19 protein-coding genes are annotated in these 20,092 nt (G+C 71.0%); 13 read left to right on the forward strand and 6 right to left on the reverse strand.

Annotation, left to right across the window (positions count from 1 at the left end; genetic code table 11):
* The first annotated feature begins 15 nt into the window (after positions 1 to 15).
* From EP26_RS15820 to EP26_RS15850, 7 genes are all read left to right on the forward strand, one after another.
* A complete protein-coding gene (locus EP26_RS15820; RefSeq protein WP_043339829.1) occupies positions 16 to 1,746 on the forward strand; it encodes an acetolactate synthase catalytic subunit in 1,731 nt (576 codons plus the stop codon).
* Entirely contained in the window at positions 1,746 to 2,777 is a 1,032-nt protein-coding gene (locus tag EP26_RS15825) for a zinc-dependent alcohol dehydrogenase (RefSeq protein ID WP_043339830.1), read from the forward strand. The genes EP26_RS15820 and EP26_RS15825 overlap by 1 nt, the downstream gene beginning before the upstream one ends.
* A complete protein-coding gene (locus EP26_RS15830) occupies positions 2,774 to 3,535 on the forward strand; it encodes an SDR family oxidoreductase (RefSeq protein ID WP_043339832.1) in 762 nt (253 codons plus the stop codon). The genes EP26_RS15825 and EP26_RS15830 overlap by 4 nt, the downstream gene beginning before the upstream one ends.
* Positions 3,536 to 3,669: 134 nt before the next feature.
* Positions 3,670 to 4,422: a signal peptidase I gene (gene lepB / locus EP26_RS15835; RefSeq protein WP_043339887.1), complete on the forward strand. Its 753-nt coding sequence runs from the start codon at positions 3,670 to 3,672 to the stop codon at positions 4,420 to 4,422.
* A gap of 4 nt (positions 4,423 to 4,426) precedes the next feature.
* A complete protein-coding gene (rnc, locus tag EP26_RS15840; RefSeq protein WP_043339834.1) occupies positions 4,427 to 5,113 on the forward strand; it encodes a ribonuclease III in 687 nt (228 codons plus the stop codon).
* Positions 5,113 to 6,024, forward strand: coding sequence for a GTPase Era (gene era, locus EP26_RS15845; RefSeq protein ID WP_043339835.1), 912 nt, complete (start codon positions 5,113 to 5,115; stop codon positions 6,022 to 6,024). Before rnc ends, era begins: the two co-directional genes overlap by 1 nt.
* 74 nt (positions 6,025 to 6,098) lie before the next feature.
* Positions 6,099 to 7,334 carry an MFS transporter gene (locus EP26_RS15850; RefSeq protein WP_052389251.1) on the forward strand — a complete coding sequence of 412 codons (1,236 nt, stop codon included), beginning with the start codon at positions 6,099 to 6,101 and terminating at the stop codon, positions 7,332 to 7,334.
* On the opposite strand, the gene EP26_RS15855 is transcribed toward EP26_RS15850, so the two are convergent.
* Entirely contained in the window at positions 7,327 to 8,523 is a 1,197-nt protein-coding gene (locus EP26_RS15855) for a CaiB/BaiF CoA transferase family protein (protein ID WP_043339836.1), read from the reverse strand. The genes EP26_RS15850 and EP26_RS15855 overlap by 8 nt on opposite strands.
* A complete protein-coding gene (locus EP26_RS15860) occupies positions 8,520 to 9,452 on the reverse strand; it encodes a glycine reductase (protein WP_043339837.1) in 933 nt (310 codons plus the stop codon). Before EP26_RS15860 ends, EP26_RS15855 begins: the two co-directional genes overlap by 4 nt.
* Before the next feature lie 109 nt (positions 9,453 to 9,561).
* Here EP26_RS15860 and EP26_RS15865 point away from each other — a divergent pair, with 109 nt between their 5' ends.
* Complete coding sequence (locus EP26_RS15865; protein ID WP_043339839.1) at positions 9,562 to 10,800, forward strand: MFS transporter; 1,239 nt, start codon at positions 9,562 to 9,564, stop codon at positions 10,798 to 10,800.
* Between the two features lie 13 nt (positions 10,801 to 10,813).
* Here the strand turns inward: EP26_RS15865 and EP26_RS15870 are convergent, their stop codons facing one another.
* From EP26_RS15870 to EP26_RS15885, 3 genes are all read right to left on the reverse strand, one after another.
* On the reverse strand, positions 10,814 to 11,098 hold the full coding sequence (locus EP26_RS15870; protein WP_157033566.1) for a hypothetical protein: 285 nt from the start codon (positions 11,096 to 11,098) through the stop codon (positions 10,814 to 10,816).
* A gap of 474 nt (positions 11,099 to 11,572) precedes the next feature.
* Entirely contained in the window at positions 11,573 to 11,893 is a 321-nt protein-coding gene (locus tag EP26_RS15880) for a DUF1488 family protein (protein WP_043339846.1), read from the reverse strand.
* A complete protein-coding gene (locus tag EP26_RS15885) occupies positions 11,890 to 12,123 on the reverse strand; it encodes a hypothetical protein (protein ID WP_043339849.1) in 234 nt (77 codons plus the stop codon). The genes EP26_RS15880 and EP26_RS15885 overlap by 4 nt, the downstream gene beginning before the upstream one ends.
* A 263-nt stretch (positions 12,124 to 12,386) precedes the next feature.
* On the opposite strand from EP26_RS15885, the gene EP26_RS15890 reads away from it, so the two are divergent.
* A complete protein-coding gene (locus EP26_RS15890) occupies positions 12,387 to 13,388 on the forward strand; it encodes an LLM class flavin-dependent oxidoreductase (RefSeq protein ID WP_043339851.1) in 1,002 nt (333 codons plus the stop codon).
* A gap of 70 nt (positions 13,389 to 13,458) precedes the next feature.
* Positions 13,459 to 15,282, forward strand: a complete 1,824-nt coding sequence (gene htpG / locus EP26_RS15895) for a molecular chaperone HtpG (protein ID WP_043339852.1) — start codon at positions 13,459 to 13,461, stop codon at positions 15,280 to 15,282.
* On the opposite strand, the gene EP26_RS15900 is transcribed toward htpG, so the two are convergent.
* On the reverse strand, positions 15,266 to 16,213 hold the full coding sequence (locus EP26_RS15900) for a magnesium transporter CorA family protein (RefSeq protein WP_043339854.1): 948 nt from the start codon (positions 16,211 to 16,213) through the stop codon (positions 15,266 to 15,268). The two genes, htpG and EP26_RS15900, sit on opposite strands and share 17 nt — an antisense overlap.
* 24 nt (positions 16,214 to 16,237) lie before the next feature.
* Here EP26_RS15900 and recO point away from each other — a divergent pair, with 24 nt between their 5' ends.
* The 3 genes from recO to parC all read left to right on the forward strand — a co-directional run bounded on the left by recO (position 16,238) and on the right by parC (position 20,091).
* Positions 16,238 to 16,975: a DNA repair protein RecO gene (gene recO, locus EP26_RS15905; protein WP_043339855.1), complete on the forward strand. Its 738-nt coding sequence runs from the start codon at positions 16,238 to 16,240 to the stop codon at positions 16,973 to 16,975.
* A 48-nt stretch (positions 16,976 to 17,023) separates the two neighbouring features.
* Positions 17,024 to 17,779 (forward strand): 5-oxoprolinase subunit PxpA, encoded by a 756-nt coding sequence (locus EP26_RS15910; RefSeq protein ID WP_052389252.1) that lies wholly within the window; start codon positions 17,024 to 17,026, stop codon positions 17,777 to 17,779.
* A gap of 71 nt (positions 17,780 to 17,850) precedes the next feature.
* Positions 17,851 to 20,091: a DNA topoisomerase IV subunit A gene (parC, locus tag EP26_RS15915; protein WP_043339856.1), complete on the forward strand. Its 2,241-nt coding sequence runs from the start codon at positions 17,851 to 17,853 to the stop codon at positions 20,089 to 20,091.
* Position 20,092 lies beyond the last annotated feature (1 nt).

Consider the following 20,092-nt stretch of genomic DNA (forward strand, 5'->3'; position numbering starts at 1 on the left):
CGAAGGGGGAATGCCATGCCGGACCATGCCAGCGCCGCGAATGCCACCGTCGCCTTGCGCCTCGCAGAGGCCTTCGCCCGGCATGGGGTGACGCTCACCTTCGGCCAGAGCCTGCCCTCGGCCTTCCACCTGGCGGCGCCGCATGCGGGGATCGACCAGAAGGTCTATCGCCAGGAGAATGCCGGCGGCGCCATGGCCGATGGCTATGCGCGAATCGCCCGGAAGGTCGGCGTCGTCACCGCGCAGAACGGCCCGGCCGCGACGCTGCTGGTGGCGCCGCTGGCCGAGGCGCTGAAGGCCAGCATCCCTGTCCTCGCTCTGGTCCAGGAGGTGACGCGGGATGCGACGGACCGCAACGCTTTCCAGGAGCTCGACCATCTCGGCCTCTTCGCCCCGGTGGCGAAATGGGTGCGGCGGATCGACCGGGCAGACCGGCTGGACGACTATGTGGACATGGCCTTCACCGCTGCCTGCTCGGGCCGGCCGGGGCCGGCGGTGCTGCTGCTGCCGGCCGACCTGCTGACCGAGGCGGCGGCGCCGCTCGGCGGGCTGCGGCCGCGCCGGCTCTCGCTTGGCGAGGTGCCGCTGGATCGCAGCCTCGCAGACCCGGCCGCCATCGCCGCGGCGGCGGAGGCGTTGGCCATCGCCCGCCATCCGCTGGTGATCGCGGGGGGCGGGGTGCATCTCTCCGGCGCAGCGGCTGAGCTGGCTGCGTTGCAGGAGCGGGCGCATCTGCCGGTCGCCACCACCGTCATGGGCAAGGGCGCGGCGGACGAGACCCATCCGCTGACCCTCGGCATCGTGGGCTATGTAATGGGGCAGGGCGCGCGCACGGCGGCGCTCAGGCCGATGGTGGAGCGGGCCGACCTCGTCCTGCTGGTCGGCAGCCGCACCAACCAGAACGGGACGGATAGCTGGAAGCTCTTCGGCGCGGAGACGCGCTTCATCCATCTCGACGCCGATCCGATGGAGGTCGGGCGGAACTACGAGGCGATGCGGCTGGTGGGCGATGCGAAGCTCACCCTGGCGGCGCTCACCGAGGCGCTGGCGCAGCGCGACCTCTCCGCCCGTGCCGCCGCGAGGCCAGCGATCGAGGCGGAGATCGCGGAGGCCGTCACGGGCTGGCGCCGAACGGTCGAAGGCGTCACCACGCGGGAGAGTTCGCCCTGCCGGCCGGAGCGGCTGATGGCGGAGCTCGACCGGTTGATCGGGCCGGAGGACATCGTCGTCGCCGATGCCTCCTATTCCTCGATCTGGATCGCCAACTACCTGACGGCGAAGCGGCCGGGGCAGCGCTTCCTGACGCCGCGCGGCATCGCCGGGCTGGGCTGGGGGCTGCCCATGGCGATCGGCGCGCAGATCGCAGCCCCGGAGGCGCGGGTCGTCTGCCTCTGCGGCGACGGCGGCTTCGCCCATAGCTGGGCCGAGCTCGAGACGCTGCGGCGGATGGAGCTGCCGATCGTCACGCTAGTGCTGAACAACGGCATCCTCGGCTACCAGAAGCATGCGGAAGAGGTGAAATTCGGCGAGCATACCAAGGCCGTCTTCTTCGCCGCCGTGGACCATGCGGCCATCGCCCGCGCCTGCGGGGTGGAGGGCAGGCGGGTCGAACGGGGCAGCGAGATCGGCCCGGCGCTGGCCGAGGCGCTGGCGGCACGGCGACCGGTGCTGCTCGACGTGCTCACCGACCCGGATGCGAAGCCGCCCATCTCCTTCTATGCCGGCCATTATCCGGAGCCCTTCTGATGCTGGCGCTGCGCAAGGCGGGGGCCGGCTTCGGCCTTGAATTCCAGGAGGTGCCGGAGGCGCCGCCGCCCGGACCGGGCGAGGTGGTGGTCGAGGTCGAGGCCGCCGGCATCTGCGGCTCCGACGTCCATGCCTATGAGTGGACGGGCGGCTATGAGTTCATGACCCCGCACATGCCGCTCACCCTCGGCCATGAATTCGCCGGGCGGGTGGTGCGCTCGGGCACCGGCTCGGGCTGTGCTGAGGGGGCGCGGGTTACCGTCATCCCCTTCGTCGCCTGCGGGCATTGCGCCGCTTGCCGCGCCGACGATGCCCGCAACTGCACGAGGCGCGAGGGGATCGGGCTGACGCGGGATGGCGGCTTCGCCCGGACCGTCCGCATCCCCGCCCGCTGCTGCGTCGCGGTGCCCGATAATGTGGATGCCGAGCTGGCGGCGCTGGCCGAGCCACTCGGCGTCGGCGCCGAGGCGGTGCTGACCGGCGAGGTCCGGCTCGGCGACACGGTGCTGGTGCTGGGGCCGGGGACCATCGGCCAGGCGATCGCGCTGATGGCGCGGCGGGCCGGGGCGGCGCGGGTGATCGTCGCCGGGCGCGCCGACGGGCCGCGCTTCGCCGTGTGTCAGGCGCTCGGCTTCACCGAGACGGTCGATGTGGCGGAGGCGCCCCTCGCCGAGCAGGTCCTGGCGCTGACCGACGGGCGCCCCGTCGATGTGGTGCTGGAGGCGACGGGCGTGCCGGCGAGCCTCAACGAGGGCATGGCGGTACTGAAGAAGGGCGGGGTGATCGTCGCGGCCGGCATCCATGCGGGGGCGCTGACCCTGCCGCTCACCGACTTCGTCCGCATGCGGTACCAGCTCCGCGCCACCCATGGTGCCGCGCGGCGGACCTGGGACCGGGTCATGGCCTGGCTCGCGGCCGAGCCGGAGGCCTTCCGCCCGATGATCACCCATCGCCTGCCGCTGGAGCGGGGGATCGAGGGGTTCGAGCTCGCCCGGCAGAGGGCGGCCAGCAAGGTGATCCTCGCGCCATGAGCAACCGGGAGAAGGTCGCCCTCGTCACCGGCGCGGCGAGGGGCATCGGCGAGGCCATCGCCCGGAAGCTCGGGGCGCTTGGCCATCCGGTCGTCGTCGCCGATGTGCTGGGAGAGCGCGAGGCGGTGGCCGAGGCGATCCGCGCGGCGGGCGGCGAGGCGCGGGCCATCCCGCTCGATGTGGCGGATGAGGCGGCCGTCATGGGCCTGCCGGGGGCGCTGGGCGACTGGTGGGGGCGGCTCGGCATCCTCGTCAACAATGCGGGCATTTCGCCGAAGGGGCCGGATGGCAAGGCGAGGCCCATCCGCGAGATGCCGGCCGAGGAGTGGCGGCGGGTGCTGGCGGTGAACCTCACCGGCGCCTTCCTGGTCTCCCAGGCCTGCCTGCCGCCGCTGCGGGCCCGGCGCTGGGGGCGGATCATCATGCTGACCAGCCAGGCGGCGCGGGCGAAGAGCCAGATCGCCGGCGCCCACTACACCGCCGCCAAGTCCGGGTTGATGGGCTTCGCCCGCAGCCTCGCGGCCGAGCTTGGGCCGGATGGCATCACGGTGAACAGCATCGCCCCGGGCCGGATCGACACGCCGATGGCGCGCGGGACGACCGAGGGGGCGAATGCCGCCTTCGCAGCCAATATCCCGCTCGGCCGGCTCGGTACGCCGGAGGATGTGGCGGAAGTGGCGACCTTCTTAGCCTCCGAGGCGGCGGGCTACCTCACGGGTGCGACCATCGATGTCGGCGGCGGCAGCTACATGCCGTAACCGGGGGCTTCCTTGACACCTTACCCCCCGGCAGGCTTCATCCCAGCCGCCTGATGCCGTATCCCCGCCGACCGGGGGCCCGATCCGCGGGCGAACCCCCTCCTGCACCGATGGGTCAGACCTTGAGCACCTCCATGGCGAAGAAGAACAGCGGCGGCTGGCTCGAGAGCATCAAGACCATCGTCTATGCCGGGCTGATCGCCATCGGCATCCGCACCATCGCCTTCGAGCCCTTCAACATCCCGTCTGGCTCCATGATCCCGACGCTGCTGGTGGGCGACTACCTCTTCGTCTCGAAATACTCCTACGGCTACTCGCGCTACTCGATGCCCTTCGGGCCGAACCTGTTCCAGGGCCGCATTTTCGGCAGCCTGCCGGCGCGGGGCGACGTCGCCGTCTTCAAGCTGCCGCGGGATACGAGCCAGGACTACATCAAGCGCATCATCGGCCTGCCAGGCGACCGCATCCAGGTCCGCAACGGGCTGCTCTACATCAACGGCACGGCGGTGCGGCGCGAGGTGGTCGGGCCCTATGTGGTCGAGGGCGACGGGCCGAGGATGACGGTGCGGCTGTACCGCGAGACGCTGCCGGCCTCGGCGGGTGGGCCGGAGCGGACGCACACGATCGTCGAGCAGTCCGATGACGGGCCGCTCGACAACACCACGGAATACCGGGTGCCCGAGGGCCATGTCTTCGCCATGGGTGACAACCGCGACAACAGCCTGGACAGCCGGGTGCAGAATGCGGTGGGCTTCATCCCGGTGGACAATCTGGTCGGCCGGGCGGAGTTCATCTTCTTCTCGGTCGATGGCTCCGCCGCCTGGTGGGAGGTTTGGGCATGGCCTTTCGCGATCCGCTGGACCAGGCTGCTTTCCGGCGTCCGCTGACAGCATGACGACGGGGGGGGATCTTGCGGCCTTCGCGGCCCGGCTCGGCCATCGCTTCGCCAGGCCGGAGCTGCTAACCCAGGCGCTCACCCATCGCTCGGCGGCCGACCCGAAGCGGGCGCAGCTCGACAGCAACGAGCGGCTGGAATTCCTGGGCGACCGGGTGCTGGCGCTGCTGATCGCCGAATGGCTGTCGGAGCGCTTCCCTGAGGAGCGTGAGGGCGACCTCGGCAAGCGGCTCGGCGTCCTTGTGGCGCGCGACACGCTAACCCGCATCGCCGAGGGGCTCGGCCTCGCCGGCGTGCTGCGGGTGCCGCAATCGGAGGGGCGGGCGGGGTTGCGCGAGCGGGCCAATGTCCTGGCCGATGCGATGGAGGCGCTGCTCGGCGCGCTGTACCTCGATGGCGGGCTGCCGGTGGCGCGCGCCCTGGTCCGGCGGGAATGGGAGGCGCAGATGGGCGCCGACCCGCGCCCGCCAATGTCGGCCAAGAGCAGGCTGCAGGAACATACGCTCGGGCGCGGGCTCGGCTTGCCGGAATACCGGCTGGTCTCGACGACCGGCCCCTCGCACCAGCCGGTCTTCGTCGTCGCGGTGAGCGCGGCGGGGCGGGAGGCCGAGGGGATGGGCGAGTCGAAGCGCGCGGCAGAGCAGGTGGCGGCCGAGGCCTGGCTCGCCCAATTGGAGACGTGATGAGCGAGAGCGTGCAGGAGGGGCCCCGCTGCGGCCTGGTGGCCGTGGTCGGCGCGCCGAATGCCGGCAAGTCGACCCTGGTGAATGCGCTGGCCGGGGCCAAGGTCACCATCGTCTCGCCGAAGCCGCAGACCACGCGCTTCCGCATTCGCGCGGTGGTGATGCACCGGGGCGCGCAAATCGTCCTGGTCGATACGCCCGGCATCTTCGCCCCCCGCCGGCGGTTGGACCGGGCGATGGTCGCCGCCGCCTGGGGCGGGGCGCAGGATGCCGACCGCACCCTGCTGATCGTCGATGCGCGTGCGGGCCTCACCGATGCCGTCCGCGCCATCGTCGAGCGGCTGGGCAGGGATCGGCGGCCGGTCTGGCTGGCGCTGAACAAGGTGGACCTGATCGACCCGCCCCGCCTGCTGCCGCTCGCCCAGGAGCTGAATGAGCTGCTCACGGTCGAGGAGACCTTCATGATCTCGGCCGAGAAAGCGAGGGGCCTCGACCGGCTGCTCGACCGGCTGGCCGAGGCCATGCCGCCCGGCCCCTACCTCTTCCCCGAGGACGAGCTGTCCGACCTGCCGAACCGCATGCTGGTCGCCGAGATCGTCCGCGAGCAGATCCTCCGCCAGACGCATGAGGAGGTGCCGCACCACGCGACGGTCGAGACCGAGAACTGGCAGGAGCGGAAGGACGGCAGCGTCCGCGTCGACTGCACCGTCTATGTCGGCCGGGCGACGCAGAAGGCGATCCTGATCGGCGATGGCGGGGCGCGGATCAAGGCCATCGGCCAGAGCGCCCGGCGCGAGCTGGAGGGGCTGTTGGAGCGGCGGGTCCATCTCTTCCTCAACGTGAAGGACCGGCCAGGCTGGGACGAGGAGCGCGGGCGGCTGCGGGCGCTCGGCCTGGAGGATGAGGGGTAGGCTTCGGGGCGTATCGAAGCATGATGGGGACTGGGCAGGGCAGGCTGGGCCGGTAGCCCGTCGGAGACTTCCTCATGTCGCTTGCCGCCACGCCCGCCATCCCGCAGGAGCCGCCCTTCTTCGGCTGGCACGTGGCCTGGGCGGCCTTCACCGTCGCGGTCTTCGGCTGGGGGATGAGCTTCTACGGGCCGCCGATCTTCCTGCCCGCCATCCAGGCGGCACGGGGCTGGTCGGTGGCGCTCATCTCCGCTGCGGTGACCTCGCATTTCCTGCTCGGCGCCGTGGTCGTCGCCAATCTGGCGGCGCTGCATGCGCGCTTCGGCATCGTCGCAGTGACGCGGGCGGCGGCGGTGGCGAGCGCGCTCGGCATCCTCGGCTGGGCGCTGGCGGCGGAGCCCTGGCAGCTCTTCGCCGCGACGCTGGTGAGCGGCTTCGGCTGGGCGGCGACGGGCGGGGCGGCGATCAATGCGATGGTCTCGCCTTGGTTCGCGCGGCGGCGCCCGGCGGCGCTCAGCCTCGCCTATAACGGGGCGAGCGTCGGCGGCATTCTCTTCTCACCGCTCTGGGTGGCGCTGATCGCGGCCTGCGGCTTCGTCGGCGCCGCGGCGCTGGTGGGTGGCGCGATGGTGGTGGCGCTGTGGTGGCTGTCGGGGCGCTACTTCGGGCCGACGCCGGCCTCGCTCGGGCAGCGGCCGGATGGCGGGGCGGCGGGCCCCGTGGCCCCGCCCGGGCCGGCGTTGCTGCCGGGGCGGGCGCTCTGGAGCGACCGGCGCTTCGTCACCCTCGCGGTCGCGGCCTCGCTCATACTTTTCGCCCAGATCGGGCTGATCGCGCATCTCTTCTCGCTGCTGCTGCCGGCGATGGGGGCGCAGGGGGCGGGCTTCGCGGCCGGGCTGGCGACCGCCTGCGCCATCGCCGGGCGGAGCGTCTTCGGCTGGCTGCTGCCGCCCGAGGCCGATCGCCGGCGGGTCGCGGCGGCGAATTCGGCGGTGCAGATTCTCGGGTCCCTGGCCCTGCTGGCGGCGGCCGGGACCTCGGTGCCGCTGCTGGTGCTGGGGGTGGTGCTGTTCGGGCTCGGGCTCGGCAATGCGGCCTCGCTGCCGCCGCTGATCGCGCAGCAGGATTTCGCCCCGGCGGATACGGCGCGGGCGGTGGCGCTCGTCACCGCCTGCAACCAGGCGGTCTATGCCTTCGCGCCGGCCGCCTTCGGGGTGCTGCGACTGGTCGGCGAATCCTGGCTCTTCCTCGCCGCGGCGGTGATCCAGGCAGCCGCGGCGGGGGTGGTGCTGATGGGGCGCGGCATCAGATGACGCCGCCCTCGCGGAAGGCCGCGATCCGCGCCCGGTCGTAGCCCGCTGCTGCCAGTACCGCCTCCGTGTCGGCGCCGAGCGCGGGCGCCGGGCGGTCGAGCCGCGCCGCGCCATGCGCCAGGCGGAAGCCCGTCGTGGCGAAGCGCAGCCGGCCCCAGGGCGTTTCCACCTCCTGCAAGGCGTCCCGCGCGCGGATCTGCCGGTGGTCTATCACCTCGTCGACGCGCCAGATGCGGGCACAGGGGGCGCCGGCGGCGTTCAGCCGCTCCTCCCAATCGGCGGCGTCGGCGGCGGCGAGCGCGCCCTCGATCACCTCGCGCAGCAGGGCGGCATTCTCGAGGCGGAGGAACCAGTCGGCGAGGCGCGGCTCCTCCAGCGCATCGGCCCGGCCGATGGCGCGCATCAGGCATTCGTACTGCTTATCGGTGTTGACGGCGAGCAGCAGGTGGCCGTCGCGGGCGCGGAAGAGGTTGGCGGTCGCCTTCCGGCTGACCGCCTGGTTGCCCCATTGCTGCTGCTTGTGGCCGGCGACGGTCCAGTCCGCCACCTGGCCGCCGAGGAAGGCGAGCGTCGATTCCAGCATGGAGACATCGACCCGCTGGCCCTGCCCGGTATGCGTCCTTTGGAAGAGAGCGGAGGCGACACCGAAGGCGGCCGTCATGCCGGAGAGCTGGTCGCAGACGGCGAAGCCGGCGCGCAGCGGGTCGCCGCCCGGGTGGCCTGTCATCGCCATGATGCCGGACATGGCCTGGATGCGGCCGTCATAGCCCGCCTCCAGCCGGTCGGGCCCGGTCTGGCCGAAGGCGGAGACGCTGCAGAAGATGAGGCGCGGGTTGACCTTCGACAGCGCCTCATAGCCGAGGCCGAGCCGGTCCATCACGCCAGGGCGGAAATTCTCCATCACCACATCGGCCTCGGGGGCGAGGCGGAGGATGATCTCCCGCGCCTCGGGCTTTTGCAGGTCGAGGGTGAGGCTGCGCTTGTTGCCGTTCACCGCCTGCCAGGCGGAGGCCATGCCGCGCTCGGCCCATTCGCGGGAGAGCGGCGTGCGGCGCATGTCCTCGCCCTCGCGGCGCTCGACCTTCACCACATCGGCGCCGAGCAGGGCGAGCTGGTAGCTGGCGAAGGGGCCGGCGAGGACCTGGGTGAAGTCGAGGATGCGGATGCCCTCGAAGGGGCGGGCGGTCATGCCGCCTTCTCGCGCAGGTCCTTGGCGATGGCCTTCTGGCGGAGGAACTCCTCCTTGCGGCGGGCCAGTTCCTCGGCGCCGATCTGCTCGAGGTTGAGGTAGTCGAGCTTCCATTCCCCGGTCGCGTCCCAGCGCTGGGGAGATTGCAGGGTGGTGCGCGGGCCGACGGCGCTCTCCAGCAATTTCAGGGCCATCTCGATCGTCGCGGCCTGGCTCGCGGCGTCATGCGGCTTGCCGGCGGCGTTGCCGAGCGGGAAGTCGCTGAACAAGAAGCGCGGCACGCCGCAATGCTCGACGATGTCCTTGGCGCAGCCCAGCACCACGGTCGGGATGCCGTGCTGCTCTAGGTAGCGGGCGGTGAGGCTGACGGTCTGGTGGCAGACCGGGCAGTTGGGCACCAGTACCGCGACATCGGCGCCGTCCTGCAGGCAGCGGGAGAGGATCTCCGGGCAGTCGATCTCGACCGTGTGGCGGTGGCTGCGATTGGTCGGCGCGCCGAAGAAATGCTCGGTCAGGCCACCGATCCGGCCCGCCCCGGCCGCGTCGCGTAGCGCCTGGAGTGGGAACCAGGCGCGCATGTCGGTAGCCGGGCTGTGCTTGCGGTCATAGGCGATGTGGGAGATGCGGAGGTCGTGCTCCTCGTCGGTCCGGCCGGAATGGACCTGGTAGAATTTGGCCGCCGAATTGTAGGCCGCGCCAGGCCCCTGGTCGCCCTTCTCCGGGTCGAAGGGGGCGGCGGTGGTGATGAGGGCGACGCGGCTCTCGGCCAATGGCTTGCGCAGCGGGGAGAAGGGCACCTCCAGGTAATGCGCCCAGCGATAGGGGTCGTAGCCGATGGCCCGGTAATACTCCCGGGTGCGCAGCATGTAGGGGATGGGGCTGTCATAGTCGGGCGCGAAGCCCATCGCCTTGTCGATCTCCGCGGTCATGGCTCGTCTCTCCCGAATGAGCCGAGGCTAAGCCTGCCTGCGCCGGGGTCAAGCATGGCGCCTGGCCCGCGTCGCTGGCATGCTGGGAGAAATGTCAGGAGGAAACCGCATGGCCGCGACGCCCGATGGCGTGGACTCCCGCTATGCCTGGGTCCGGCTCGCCGCCTCGGTGGCGCTCAGCACGCTCGGGGGTGTCGGGCTCTGGTCCATCGTCGTCGTGCTGCCGACGGTGCAGGCGGAATTCGGCACGCTGCGGGCCGGGGCCTCGCTGCCCTATACGCTGACGACGCTCGGCTTCGCCGTCGGCGGCGTGCTGATGGGGCGGGCGGCGGACCGGTTCGGGGTGATGGTGCCGGTGATCTTCGGCACCCTGGCCCTGGCGGCGGGCTATATCGGCAGCGCCTTCGCCGGCAGCATGGCCGGCTTCGCCGTGATCTACGGGGTTCTGGTCGGGCTGCTCGGCTCCTGCGCCACCTTCAGCCCGCTGGTGGCGGATACCTCGCTCTGGTTCGTGCGGCGGCGTGGGCTGGCGGTGTCGCTCTGCGCCAGCGGCAACTATTTCGCGGGCGCCTTCTGGCCGCCGGTGCTGTCGCATCTCATCGAGACGGTGGGGTGGCGGCAGACGCATATCGGCATCGGCGTCTTCTGCCTCGTCACCATGCTGCCGCTCTCGCTGATGCTGCGGCGGCCGCCGCCGGCCCAGGCGGCACCGGTCGCGGCACCGGCCGGGAACCGCGGCACCTTCGGCCTGCCGCCCAATGCCTTGCAGGCCTTGCTGATGTTCGCCGGCATCTCCTGCTGCGTGGCGATGGCGATGCCGCAGGTGCATATCGTCGCCTATTGCGTCGATCTCGGCTATGGCGCGGCGCGCGGGGCGGAGATGCTCTCCCTCATGCTGGCCTGCGGGGTGGTGAGCCGGCTCGCCTCCGGCTGGATCCTCGACCGGATCGGCAGCCGGGCGACGCTGCTGCTCGGGGCGGCGTTGCAGGCGGTGGCGCTGTCGCTCTTCCTGCCCTTCGACGGACTGTCCTCGCTCTATGCGATCTCGGCGGTGTTCGGCCTGTTCCAGGGCGGGATCGTGCCGAGCTACGCGATCATCGTCCGCGAGAGCTTCCCGGCGCGGGAGGCGGGGTTCAGGGTCGCGCTGGTGCTGTCCTCCACACTGGTGGGGATGGCGCTCGGCGGGTGGATGTCGGGGGCGATCTTCGATGCGACCGCTTCCTACAAGATGGCGGTGATCAACGGCCTCGCCTGGAACGCGGTGACCATGGCAATCGCGGCCTGGCTGCTCTGGCGGGGGCGGACCGGTCTCGAGGCGCCGCCCGCCCGGCCCGCCTGGCAGGCGTGATCGCGGCCGTGGGTCAGGCGCGCGGGGTGGGAGGGGTGGCGACGACGGTGTCCTCCTCGTCGTCCTTCGGCGCGTAGGGCGACACGTAGCCCACCTGGCTTTGCATCATCACCAGCGTGCCGGCGACCATGCCGGCGAGGGCGACGAGATGGCTCCATGGTCCGGAACGCGGGCTCAGCCAGTTCAGAATGCACATCACCGCCGTCAGGGCGATGAAGGCGATGATCCAGAGCCACAGATTGGCGGAGATTTGCGCCCCCGCATAAGCGGCCGACGCTCGATAAGCCCGCATTGGCATGTGACGATCCCTTTCCGTGTTGTCCTGAATTCGGGGCGGCGGCTGGCGTCTCTCGGGACGAAGCAGGAATCGCCACCTCCCTGCTCGCGGCGAGGCTCACTCGGAGAGGCGAGGGAGCTTCAGCAGGAGGCGGAAGCCCGTCCTGGCCTGTGCTGGCCTGGCCGGTTCAGGCTTGGCCCGATTGTGCAGCGCGGTCGCACGGTCCGCTCGGCTGGCGGCGGCGGCGGCCAAGGCGCTCCAGCGGCGCCTGTAACGCAGCGCGCCAAGCCGGCGCTTGATCAGCGCAAGCATGGCAGAACCGCAGGACCGGCGGCGCGACGGATCCGGGGCGGCATAGGAGCTTTCTGCGCGACTGCCGGGACGGGATGGGGTTGGCCGAGGCCCGCCGCCATGGCGATGGCGCTGAGCGCTAGGATCATCAAGGCAAGGCTGAGCGTGACCGTCATCTGAATCCTTTGTCGGCTGGGAGATGCTTTACGAGGCGGGCCTGGCTGACATGCGCAGCGTTGCGGCATGGTCCTCGAGATCGCTCGACCAGACCGTGAGCGGCGTCGGGTAGGGAAGGGCACGCCGCTGGAGCTTGCTTTGCGCCGCGGCCTCGAGCTGGCTGCGTGCTGCCACGAAGCATTTCAGGATGTCCTTCGTTTTGAAGCACGGCCCCGGGGCGAGCTCGCGCAGGACGAGAGGCGAGACAGCGCAGGGCACGACCTGCCGCTCGTGCTGCACGTCGAAGAGCACGCGGCGACCGTCCCATCGGGCCGCCGGCGCAGCGGAGTCCGGATCGAGGGCGGTCACGGCCGCCGGTCCGCAGGAGGCTGCTCGGCGTCATCCGCCTGGCAGGACCAGGCGCGTTCCGCACCGGATTCGGACGGGCTGGACGGGGAAGCGGCGATTTCCGGCCGCCGCGTGCCGCTCATGGCGGCGAGTAGCCAGGCGGGCAGGTCCCGGGCCGCTTGCGGGGGATAGAATGCCGCCTTGCCGAGATCGGCTGGCCCAGCGGGTGGCCGCTGCATGCTTGTCGTCATCGACGGTCTCCATGATTGGGAGGGGCGCCATACGCCAGCCCTCGGGAGTAGCTCTCCCATGCATCGGCGGCGTCGTTGCTCCGGCGGAGAGGAAGGCCGGTCCATCCTCAGCAGCAGGGCTGAGACCTTGTCGCTCCCTGAGATGGTTATCCCCGTCCCCGGATCGTCATCACGGTAGCGGCACATTGGTCGCTGCACCGTGCCGGACCGATGTCGCGACGAGCGGGGTTCCAGCCGCCCCCGACCTACCCCATATGTCTAGGATGATCCCGCTCTCCATCCTCGACCTCTCCCCCATCCCCGAGGGCAGCGATGCCGGCCAGGCCTTGCGCAACTCGGCCGATCTCGCCCGGCATGCGGAGGGGCTCGGCTACGGGCGCTTCTGGATGGCGGAGCACCACAACATGCCGGGCATCGCCAGCGCGGCGACGGCCGTGGCGCTCGCGCATGTCGCGGCGGCGACCAGCACCATCCGCATCGGCGCCGGTGGCATCATGCTGCCGAACCACGCGCCGCTGATGGTGGCCGAGCAGTTCGGAACCCTGGCCGCGCTGCATCCGGGGCGGGTCGATCTCGGCCTCGGCCGGGCGCCGGGCTCCGACCAGCGGGCGGCGATGGCGATCCGGCGGAACCTCGCCGGGGAGGTGGACGACTTCCCGCGCGACGTGATGGAGCTGATGGCCTATTTCGAGCCGGCCCAGCCCGGACAGGCGCTGCGGGCGGTGCCGGGGGAGGGGCTCGATATCCCCGTCTGGATCCTCGGCTCCTCGACCTATGGGGCGCAGCTCGCGGCGGCGCTCGGCCTGCCTTATGCCTTCGCCTCGCATTTCGCGCCGGAGCAGATGCGCCAGGCGATGGCGATCTACCGCGAGCGCTTCAAGCCCTCGGCGCGGCTGGCGAAGCCCCATGTGATGCTCGGCGTGAACATCGTCGCCGCACCCACGGATGCCGAGGCGCGCTTCCTGTTCAGCTCGATCCAGCAGAGCTTCCTCAACCTCCGCCGCGGGCGGCCGGGCAAGCTGCCGCGTCCGGTCGAGGACATGGCGAGCCGGATCGACCCGCATGGCCAGGCGATGCTGGACCATGCGCTGGCCTGCGCCATCGTCGGCGGGCCCGAGGCGGTGCGGCGGGGGCTCCAGGACTTCGTCGCCGAGACCGGGGCGGATGAGCTCATGGTCACGGCGGCGATCCATGACCACGAGTTGCGCAAGCGCTCCTACACCATCCTGGCGGGATTGCATCAGGAGCTGGCCGCCGCCGCCTGAGCTCTTGAATCGCTGCCCTGGCTTCTGCATATCGCCCCGCCGATAGGCATTCCTTCTTGGAGGATAGGGCGTGAGCGAAACGGTCGAGCGGCATGAATTCGGCGCTGAGGTGGGGCGCCTGCTGGATCTGGTGGTCCATGCGCTCTACTCGGACCGCGAGATCTTCCTGCGCGAGCTGGTGGCCAATGCCGCCGATGCCATGGACCGGCGCCGCTTCGAGGCGCTGACCCAGGCGGTGCCCGCCCTGCCCGAGGGCGCCGCGATCCGCATCACCCCAGACAAGGCGGCGCGGACGCTGGTCATCGCCGACCAGGGCATCGGCATGACCAAGGAGGAGCTGGCGAAGAATCTCGGCACCATCGCCCGCTCCGGGACGCGCGCCTTCACCCAATCGCTGGCGGATGCCAAGCCGGGCGAGCGGCCGAGCCTGATTGGGCAATTCGGCGTCGGCTTCTACTCGGCCTTCATGGTCGCCGAGCGGGTGGAGGTGGTCTCGCGCCGCGCCGGCGCCGAGGAGGGCTGGACCTGGGCCTCGGCCGGGCAGGGCGACTTCACCCTCGCCCCTGCCACACGCGAGGAGCCGGGCACTACCATCACGCTCCACATCAAGGCGGATGCGGAGGAGTTCCTGGAGCCGATCCGGCTGCAGACCATCATCCGGAAGTGGGCGGACCACATCACCGTCCCGATCACCATCTCCCGTGACGGCAAGGACGAGGCGGCCAACGAGGGCACTGCGCTCTGGCGGAAGCCGAAGTCCGAGGTGACAGAGGAGCAGTACGCCGAGTTCTACCGGCACGTCGCCCATGCCTTCGACAAGCCCTGGGCGACGCTGCACTGGCGGGCCGAGGGCACGACCGAGTTCGCGGCGCTGCTCTTCATTCCGGGCATGAAGCCCTTCATGCCGGTCGAAGGTGACCGCGACAGCCGCGTGCGCCTCCATGTCCGGCGGATGTTCATCACCGAGGAGGCGGCGCTGCTGCCGCCCTGGCTGCGCTTCGTGCAGGGTGTCGTCGATACCGAGGACCTGCCGCTCAATGTCTCGCGCGAGATGCTGCAATCGACGCCGGCGCTGGCCCGCATCCGCAAGGCGGTGACCGGCCGCGTACTGTCGGAGCTGAAGGCGAAGGCCAAGGATGCCGAGTCCTATGCCGGCTTCTGGGCGAATTTCGGCCCGGTGCTGAAGGAGGGCGTCTGGGAGGACAACGAGTACCGCAAGGACCTCGCCCCCCTGCTGCGCTTCCGCTCCTCCGCCGTCGAGGGCTGGACCTCGCTGCCCGACTACGTCTCGCGAATGAAGGAGGGGCAGGAGGCCATCTACATCCTGGTCGGCGACGACCCGGAGGCGCTGGCCAAGTCGAGCCAGCTTGAGGGCTTCCGCGCCCGCGGCGTCGAGGTGCTGCTGCTCTCCGACCAGGTGGATGCCTTCTGGCCGGAGCGGCTCGACCGCTTCGAGGAGAAGCCGATCCGCAGCATCACCCAGGGTAGCGTCGACCTTTCGAAGATCGCCGGCGCCGAGGCAGCGGGCGAGGCGGCCGATGTCTCGAAGCTGCTGCCGCTGCTGAAGGCGGCGCTGGAGGGCGAGGTCTCCGAGGTGCGGGCTACCGACCGGCTGGTGGACAGCGCCGTGGTGCTGGCCGCGCCCGAGGGTGGGCCGGACCTGCAGATGCAGCGGCTGCTGCGCCGCGCCGGGCGCAGCTTCGGCACCGGGCTGCCGGTGCTGGAGGTCAATCCGCGCCACGGGCTCATCCGCAAGCTCGCCGGGATGGAGGGCGACCTCAAATCCGAGGCCGGCACGCTGCTCGACCTCGCCCGGCTGCAGGATGGCGACGTGCCGCGCGACCCGGCCGGTTTCGCCCGTCAGGTGGCGGCGCTGCTCACAACCAGCCTTTGACCCGGAACAGGACGAGCGGGGCGATTGCGCTGAGGGCGATCAGCGCCAGCCCCCAGGGGTAGCCCCAGAGCCAGTCCAGCTCCGGCATGTACTTGAAATTCATCCCGTAGATGCTGGCGACCAGCGTCGGCGGGATGCCGACCACCGAGACCACGGTCAGGATCTTGATGGTGTTGTTCTGCTCGATGCTGATGAAGCCGAGCGTGGCGTCGAGCAGGAACTGCACCTTGTCCGAGAGCCGCGCGTCGTAATCGTTCAGCGAGGCGATGTCCTGGCGGAGCGTCCGCACCCGGTCGTCGAACTCGGGGGGCATCCAGTGCTTCGCCTGATCGGCGGCGAAGGGCAGGATGCGCTCGACGCCGAGCAGCGTGTCCCGCAGCACCGAGACATGGTCGCCGGTGCGGCCGATGGCCCGCAGCGCAAGGCGGAGGCGCCTGTCCATCGCCGCCGGGCGATTGTGCACCGGCATCTCCGCCTCGAAGGCGGCGCGGGAGAGGGTGTCGAGCTCGGCCCGCAGCCGCTCCAGCGCATCGGCGATGCGGTCGACCAGCACCTCGAGCAGGGTGACGAAGGTGCCGAAGCTGCCGGTCGGCGGCCCCGGCCGCGCCGCCATCGCCTCCACGGCGCCGACCGCGGCGAAGCGCACGGTCAGCAGGTGGCGCGGCGAGAGGACGATGCCGAGCGGCGTCAGCACCGGCCGGTCGTCGCCGGTGCGGGCGATGGCGGGCAGGCTGAGGTAGAGGGTGTCGCCCTCGGCCGCCATGCGGCTGGAGCTTTCGATCTCCTGGAGCAAGTCGAGGGTCGGGACGCGGAAGCCGGTGGCCTCGGCGACGCGCGCCTTTTCCTCCGTCGTGCCGTCGAGGAGGTCGAGCCAGACGGCGTCGCGGGCTGGATGGGGGGTGAGCAGGCGCGGTCTCCCTCGAAACTGCAACGGAGCGGCACCATCTCTCTGCCCATGAGCACCGAGTGGCAAGGCCCGGCCATCGTCCTCGGCGCCCGGCCGCATGGCGAATCGGGTGCCGTGGTGACCCTTCTGACGGAGGCGTTGGGCCGCCATGCAGGCCTCGCCAAGGGCGGCACCTCGCGGGCGCAATCCTCGCTCTGGATGGCGGGCAATCTGGTCGAGGCGCGCTGGGTGGCGCGGCTGGCGGACCAGCTCGGGGCGCTGTCGGGGGAGCTGGTGCATCCGGCGGCGGCGCTTGCCTTGGAGGACCCGCTCGGCCTCGCCCTGCTCTCGGCCGCCTGTGCGGTGGCCGAGGGGGCGCTGCCGGAGCGGGAGCCGCATCCGCGCTGCTTCCATGGGCTTGTGGCGCTGGTCGCGCGGCTGGGCGAGGGGGCGGTGGCGGCGCTGCCCGATTACGTGCGCTGGGAGGCGGAGCTGCTGACCGAACTGGGCTATGGGCTCGACCTCGCGCGCTGCGCACTGACCGGGAGCATAGAGGATCTCGCCTTCGTCTCGCCCCGCACAGGGCGGGCGGTCAGCGCGGGCGCGTCCGAGCCCTGGGCCGGGCGGCTGTTGCCGCTGCCGCGCTTCCTGCTTGGCCAGTCGGGCCCGGTGAGCCTTCCCGAGTGCCTGGCGGGGCTGCGGCTGACCGGGCATTTCCTGGCGCGCGATGCCTTCGGCCATCGGCCGGGCGGGATGCCGTCGACGCGGGGCATGCTGCAGGACCGGGTGGCGGCCGCCATTGCCTGAGGCGGCGGCGAGTGGTGAAGTTGGGGCGCATCGGCCGAGGAGGTCCGCGTGGCCGCGACGCGTCTCGACGTCAATTGCGACATGGGCGAAGGCTTCGGCAATTGGCGGATGGCCGATGACGCGGCGCTGCTGCCGCTCGTCACCACCGCCAATCTGGCCTGCGGCTTCCATGCCGGCGACCCGCTCATCATGATGGAGACGGTGGCGACGGCGCGGGCGGCGGGCGTCGCGGTCGGGGCGCATCCCGGGCTGCCGGACCTCGCGGGCTTCGGCCGCCGCGTCATGGCGCTGAGCGCCGCCGAGCTGCATGCCTGCTTCGCCTACCAGATCGGCGCCCTTCAGGCCTTCCTTCGCATCCATGACATGCCGCTGAACCATGTAAAGCCGCATGGCGCCATGTTCCATGTGCTGCGCGACCCGGCGATGGCGGAGGCGGCGCTCGATGCCATCGCCGGCGCGGCGCCGGGGGCGGCGGTCTATTGGCTGGCGGGCGAGGTCTTCGCCGAGCGGGCAAGGGCGCGGGGCTTCCGCGTCGTCACCGAGGCCTATCCGGACCTCGACTATGCCGAGGACGGCATGCTGCTGGTCGAGCGGCGGAAGCGGCCGGTGGCGCCGGCGCTGGTCGAGGCGCGCATCACCGGAATCCTGACGCGCGGCACGCTGACGGCGCGCGGCGGCGTGGTGCTGCCGATGGCGGTGGAGAGCGTCTGCATCCATAGCGACGGGCCGAACGTGCTGGAGGCCGTCCGCCGCGCCGCCGAGGCCTGCGGCACGGCGCTCGCCTGCGCGACCGGGCGGGGGTGAGGCCGAGGGTGGCAATCCCCGGCCGGCTCGGCTAGACTGCCAGAGAGAACAAAGCACGAAAACGGCGGACGATGCCCGACGACATCAAGACCCTTCCCGGCGCCCCGGATGGCGGTGGCACGCGCGATACCGGCCTCGCCGATGCGTTGTCGGAACGCTACCTGGCCTATGCGCTCTCGACCATCATGTCCCGCTCCCTGCCGGATGTGCGGGACGGGCTGAAGCCGGTCCACAGGCGGCTGCTCTGGGCAATGCATCAGCTCAAGCTCGACCCGGAGGCGGGGTTCAAGAAATGCGCCCGCATCGTCGGCGACGTGATGGGCAAGTATCACCCGCACGGCGACGCCTCGATCTACGAGGCGCTGGTGCGGCAGGCGCAGGACTTCGCGGCGCGCTACCCGCTGGTCGATGGGCAGGGGAATTTCGGCAATATTGACGGCGATAACGCGGCGGCCATGCGCTACACCGAGGCGCGGCTGACCACCGTCGCTGAGGCCTTGCTGCAAGGCATCGACGAGAATGCCGTCGACTTCCGCCAGACCTATGACGGCGAGGAGCAGGAGCCGGTGGTGCTGCCGGCGGCCTTCCCCAACCTGCTGGCCAATGGCGCGACGGGTATCGCGGTCGGCATGGCGACGAGCATCCCGCCGCACAATGCGGGCGAGCTGTGCGGGGCGGCGCTGGAGCTGATCCGCAACCCCCAGGCCGGGACGGATGACCTGCTGCGGCATGTGCAGGGGCCGGATTTTCCGACCGGGGGCACGCTGGTCGAGAGCGCTGAGGCGCTGCGCGAGGCCTATGAGACCGGGCGGGGCGGCTTCCGCGTGCGTGCGCGCTGGCGGAAGGAAGAAGGGAAGCTCGGCGCCTACCAGATCATCATCGAGGAGATTCCCTACCAGGTCGCCAAGGCGAAGCTGATCGAGCAGATCGCGCAGCTGCTCGAGGAGAAGAAGCTGCCGCTGCTCGGCGACATCCGCGACGAGAGCACGGACAAGGTCCGCATCGTCATCGAGCCGAAGACGCGCAATGTCGATGCGGCGATGCTGATGGAGACGCTGTTCCGCGCGACCCAGCTTGAGAACCGCATTCCGCTCAACCTCAACGTGCTGGATGCCGACCGCACGCCGCGGGTGATGAGCCTCAAGGAGGTGCTGCGGGCCTGGCTCGACCACCGGCATGTGGTGCTGGTGCGGCGGACGGAGCACCGGCTGGCGGCGATCGCGCGCAGGCTCGAGATCCTCGACGGCTACCTCATCGTCTATCTCAACCTCGACGAGGTCATCCGCATCGTCCGCGAGGAGGACAAGCCGAAGGAGGCGCTGATGGCGGCCTTCTCGCTGACCGAGATGCAGGCCAATGCCATCCTCGACATGCGGCTGCGGGCGCTGCGCAAGCTCGAGGAGATGGAGATCCGGCGGGAGCACACGAAGCTCAGCAAGGAGCAGAAGGCCCTGCAAGGGCTGATGGGCTCCGAGGCGAAGCGGTGGAATGCCATCGCGGCCGAGATCGAGGCGGTGCGGAAGACCTTCGGCGAGGGCGCGCTCGGGGCGCGGCGGACGGTCTCGGGCGGGGCGCTGCCGGCCATCGCCGTCGACGAGAATGCCTTCGTCGAGCGGGAGCCGATCACCGTCATCCTCTCGGAGAAGGGTTGGATCCGGGCGCAGAAGGGGCATCTGCCGCCGGAGACGGAGCTGCGCTTCAAGGAGGGCGACGAGCTCTTCCGCATGGTGCATGCGCAGAGCACGGACCGGATCATCCTCTTCGCCACCAATGGCCGGGCCTATACGCTGAAGGCGGATGCCATCCCGCGCGGGCGGGGTGACGGGCAGCCGGTGCGCCTCATGGTCGAGCTGACCAACGAGGATGCGGTGCTGGAGGTCTTCGTGCCCGTCGAGGGGGTGCGCTACCTGGTGGCGAGCCAGGATGGGCGGGGCTTCGTCGTGCCGGGGGCGGAGCTGCTGGCGGAGAAGCGCACGGGCAAGCAGGTGCTGGTGCTGGAGGCGGGCCGCGAGGCCGCGGTCTGCGTCCCCGCCGAGGGCGACATGGTCGCCGTCATCGGCGAGAACCGGAAGCTGCTGCTCTTCTCGATCGATCAGGTGCCGGAGATGGCGCGCGGGCGTGGCGTGCAGCTGCAGTCCTACAAGGATGGCGGGCTGTCGGACGCCAAGGTCTTCACCCGCAAGGAGGGGCTGAGCTGGCGGCTCGGCGACCGGGTGCGGGTGGAGCAGGATGTAACACCCTGGCGCGGCAACCGGGCGGGGGCGGGCAAGCTGCCGCCGAATGGCTTCCCGAAGTCGAACCGGTTCGAGTAGC

The organism is Belnapia moabensis DSM 16746 (assembly GCF_000745835.1).
Classification (GTDB): domain Bacteria; phylum Pseudomonadota; class Alphaproteobacteria; order Acetobacterales; family Acetobacteraceae; genus Belnapia; species Belnapia moabensis.

Coding starts and splice junctions, on each gene's coding strand:
- EP26_RS15820 (WP_043339829.1), top strand. CDS start 16: ATGCCGGACCATGCCAGCGCCGCGAATGCCACCGTCGCCTTGCGCCTC.
- EP26_RS15825 (WP_043339830.1), top strand. CDS start 1,746: ATGCTGGCGCTGCGCAAGGCGGGGGCCGGCTTCGGCCTTGAATTCCAG.
- EP26_RS15830 (WP_043339832.1), top strand. CDS start 2,774: ATGAGCAACCGGGAGAAGGTCGCCCTCGTCACCGGCGCGGCGAGGGGC.
- lepB (WP_043339887.1), top strand. CDS start 3,670: ATGGCGAAGAAGAACAGCGGCGGCTGGCTCGAGAGCATCAAGACCATC.
- rnc (WP_043339834.1), top strand. CDS start 4,427: ATGACGACGGGGGGGGATCTTGCGGCCTTCGCGGCCCGGCTCGGCCAT.
- era (WP_043339835.1), top strand. CDS start 5,113: ATGAGCGAGAGCGTGCAGGAGGGGCCCCGCTGCGGCCTGGTGGCCGTG.
- EP26_RS15850 (WP_052389251.1), top strand. CDS start 6,099: ATGTCGCTTGCCGCCACGCCCGCCATCCCGCAGGAGCCGCCCTTCTTC.
- EP26_RS15855 (WP_043339836.1), bottom strand. CDS start 8,523: ATGACCGCCCGCCCCTTCGAGGGCATCCGCATCCTCGACTTCACCCAG.
- EP26_RS15860 (WP_043339837.1), bottom strand. CDS start 9,452: ATGACCGCGGAGATCGACAAGGCGATGGGCTTCGCGCCCGACTATGAC.
- EP26_RS15865 (WP_043339839.1), top strand. CDS start 9,562: ATGGCCGCGACGCCCGATGGCGTGGACTCCCGCTATGCCTGGGTCCGG.
- EP26_RS15870 (WP_157033566.1), bottom strand. CDS start 11,098: ATGCCAATGCGGGCTTATCGAGCGTCGGCCGCTTATGCGGGGGCGCAA.
- EP26_RS15885 (WP_043339849.1), bottom strand. CDS start 12,123: ATGACGACAAGCATGCAGCGGCCACCCGCTGGGCCAGCCGATCTCGGC.
- EP26_RS15890 (WP_043339851.1), top strand. CDS start 12,387: ATGATCCCGCTCTCCATCCTCGACCTCTCCCCCATCCCCGAGGGCAGC.
- recO (WP_043339855.1), top strand. CDS start 16,238: ATGAGCACCGAGTGGCAAGGCCCGGCCATCGTCCTCGGCGCCCGGCCG.
- parC (WP_043339856.1), top strand. CDS start 17,851: ATGCCCGACGACATCAAGACCCTTCCCGGCGCCCCGGATGGCGGTGGC.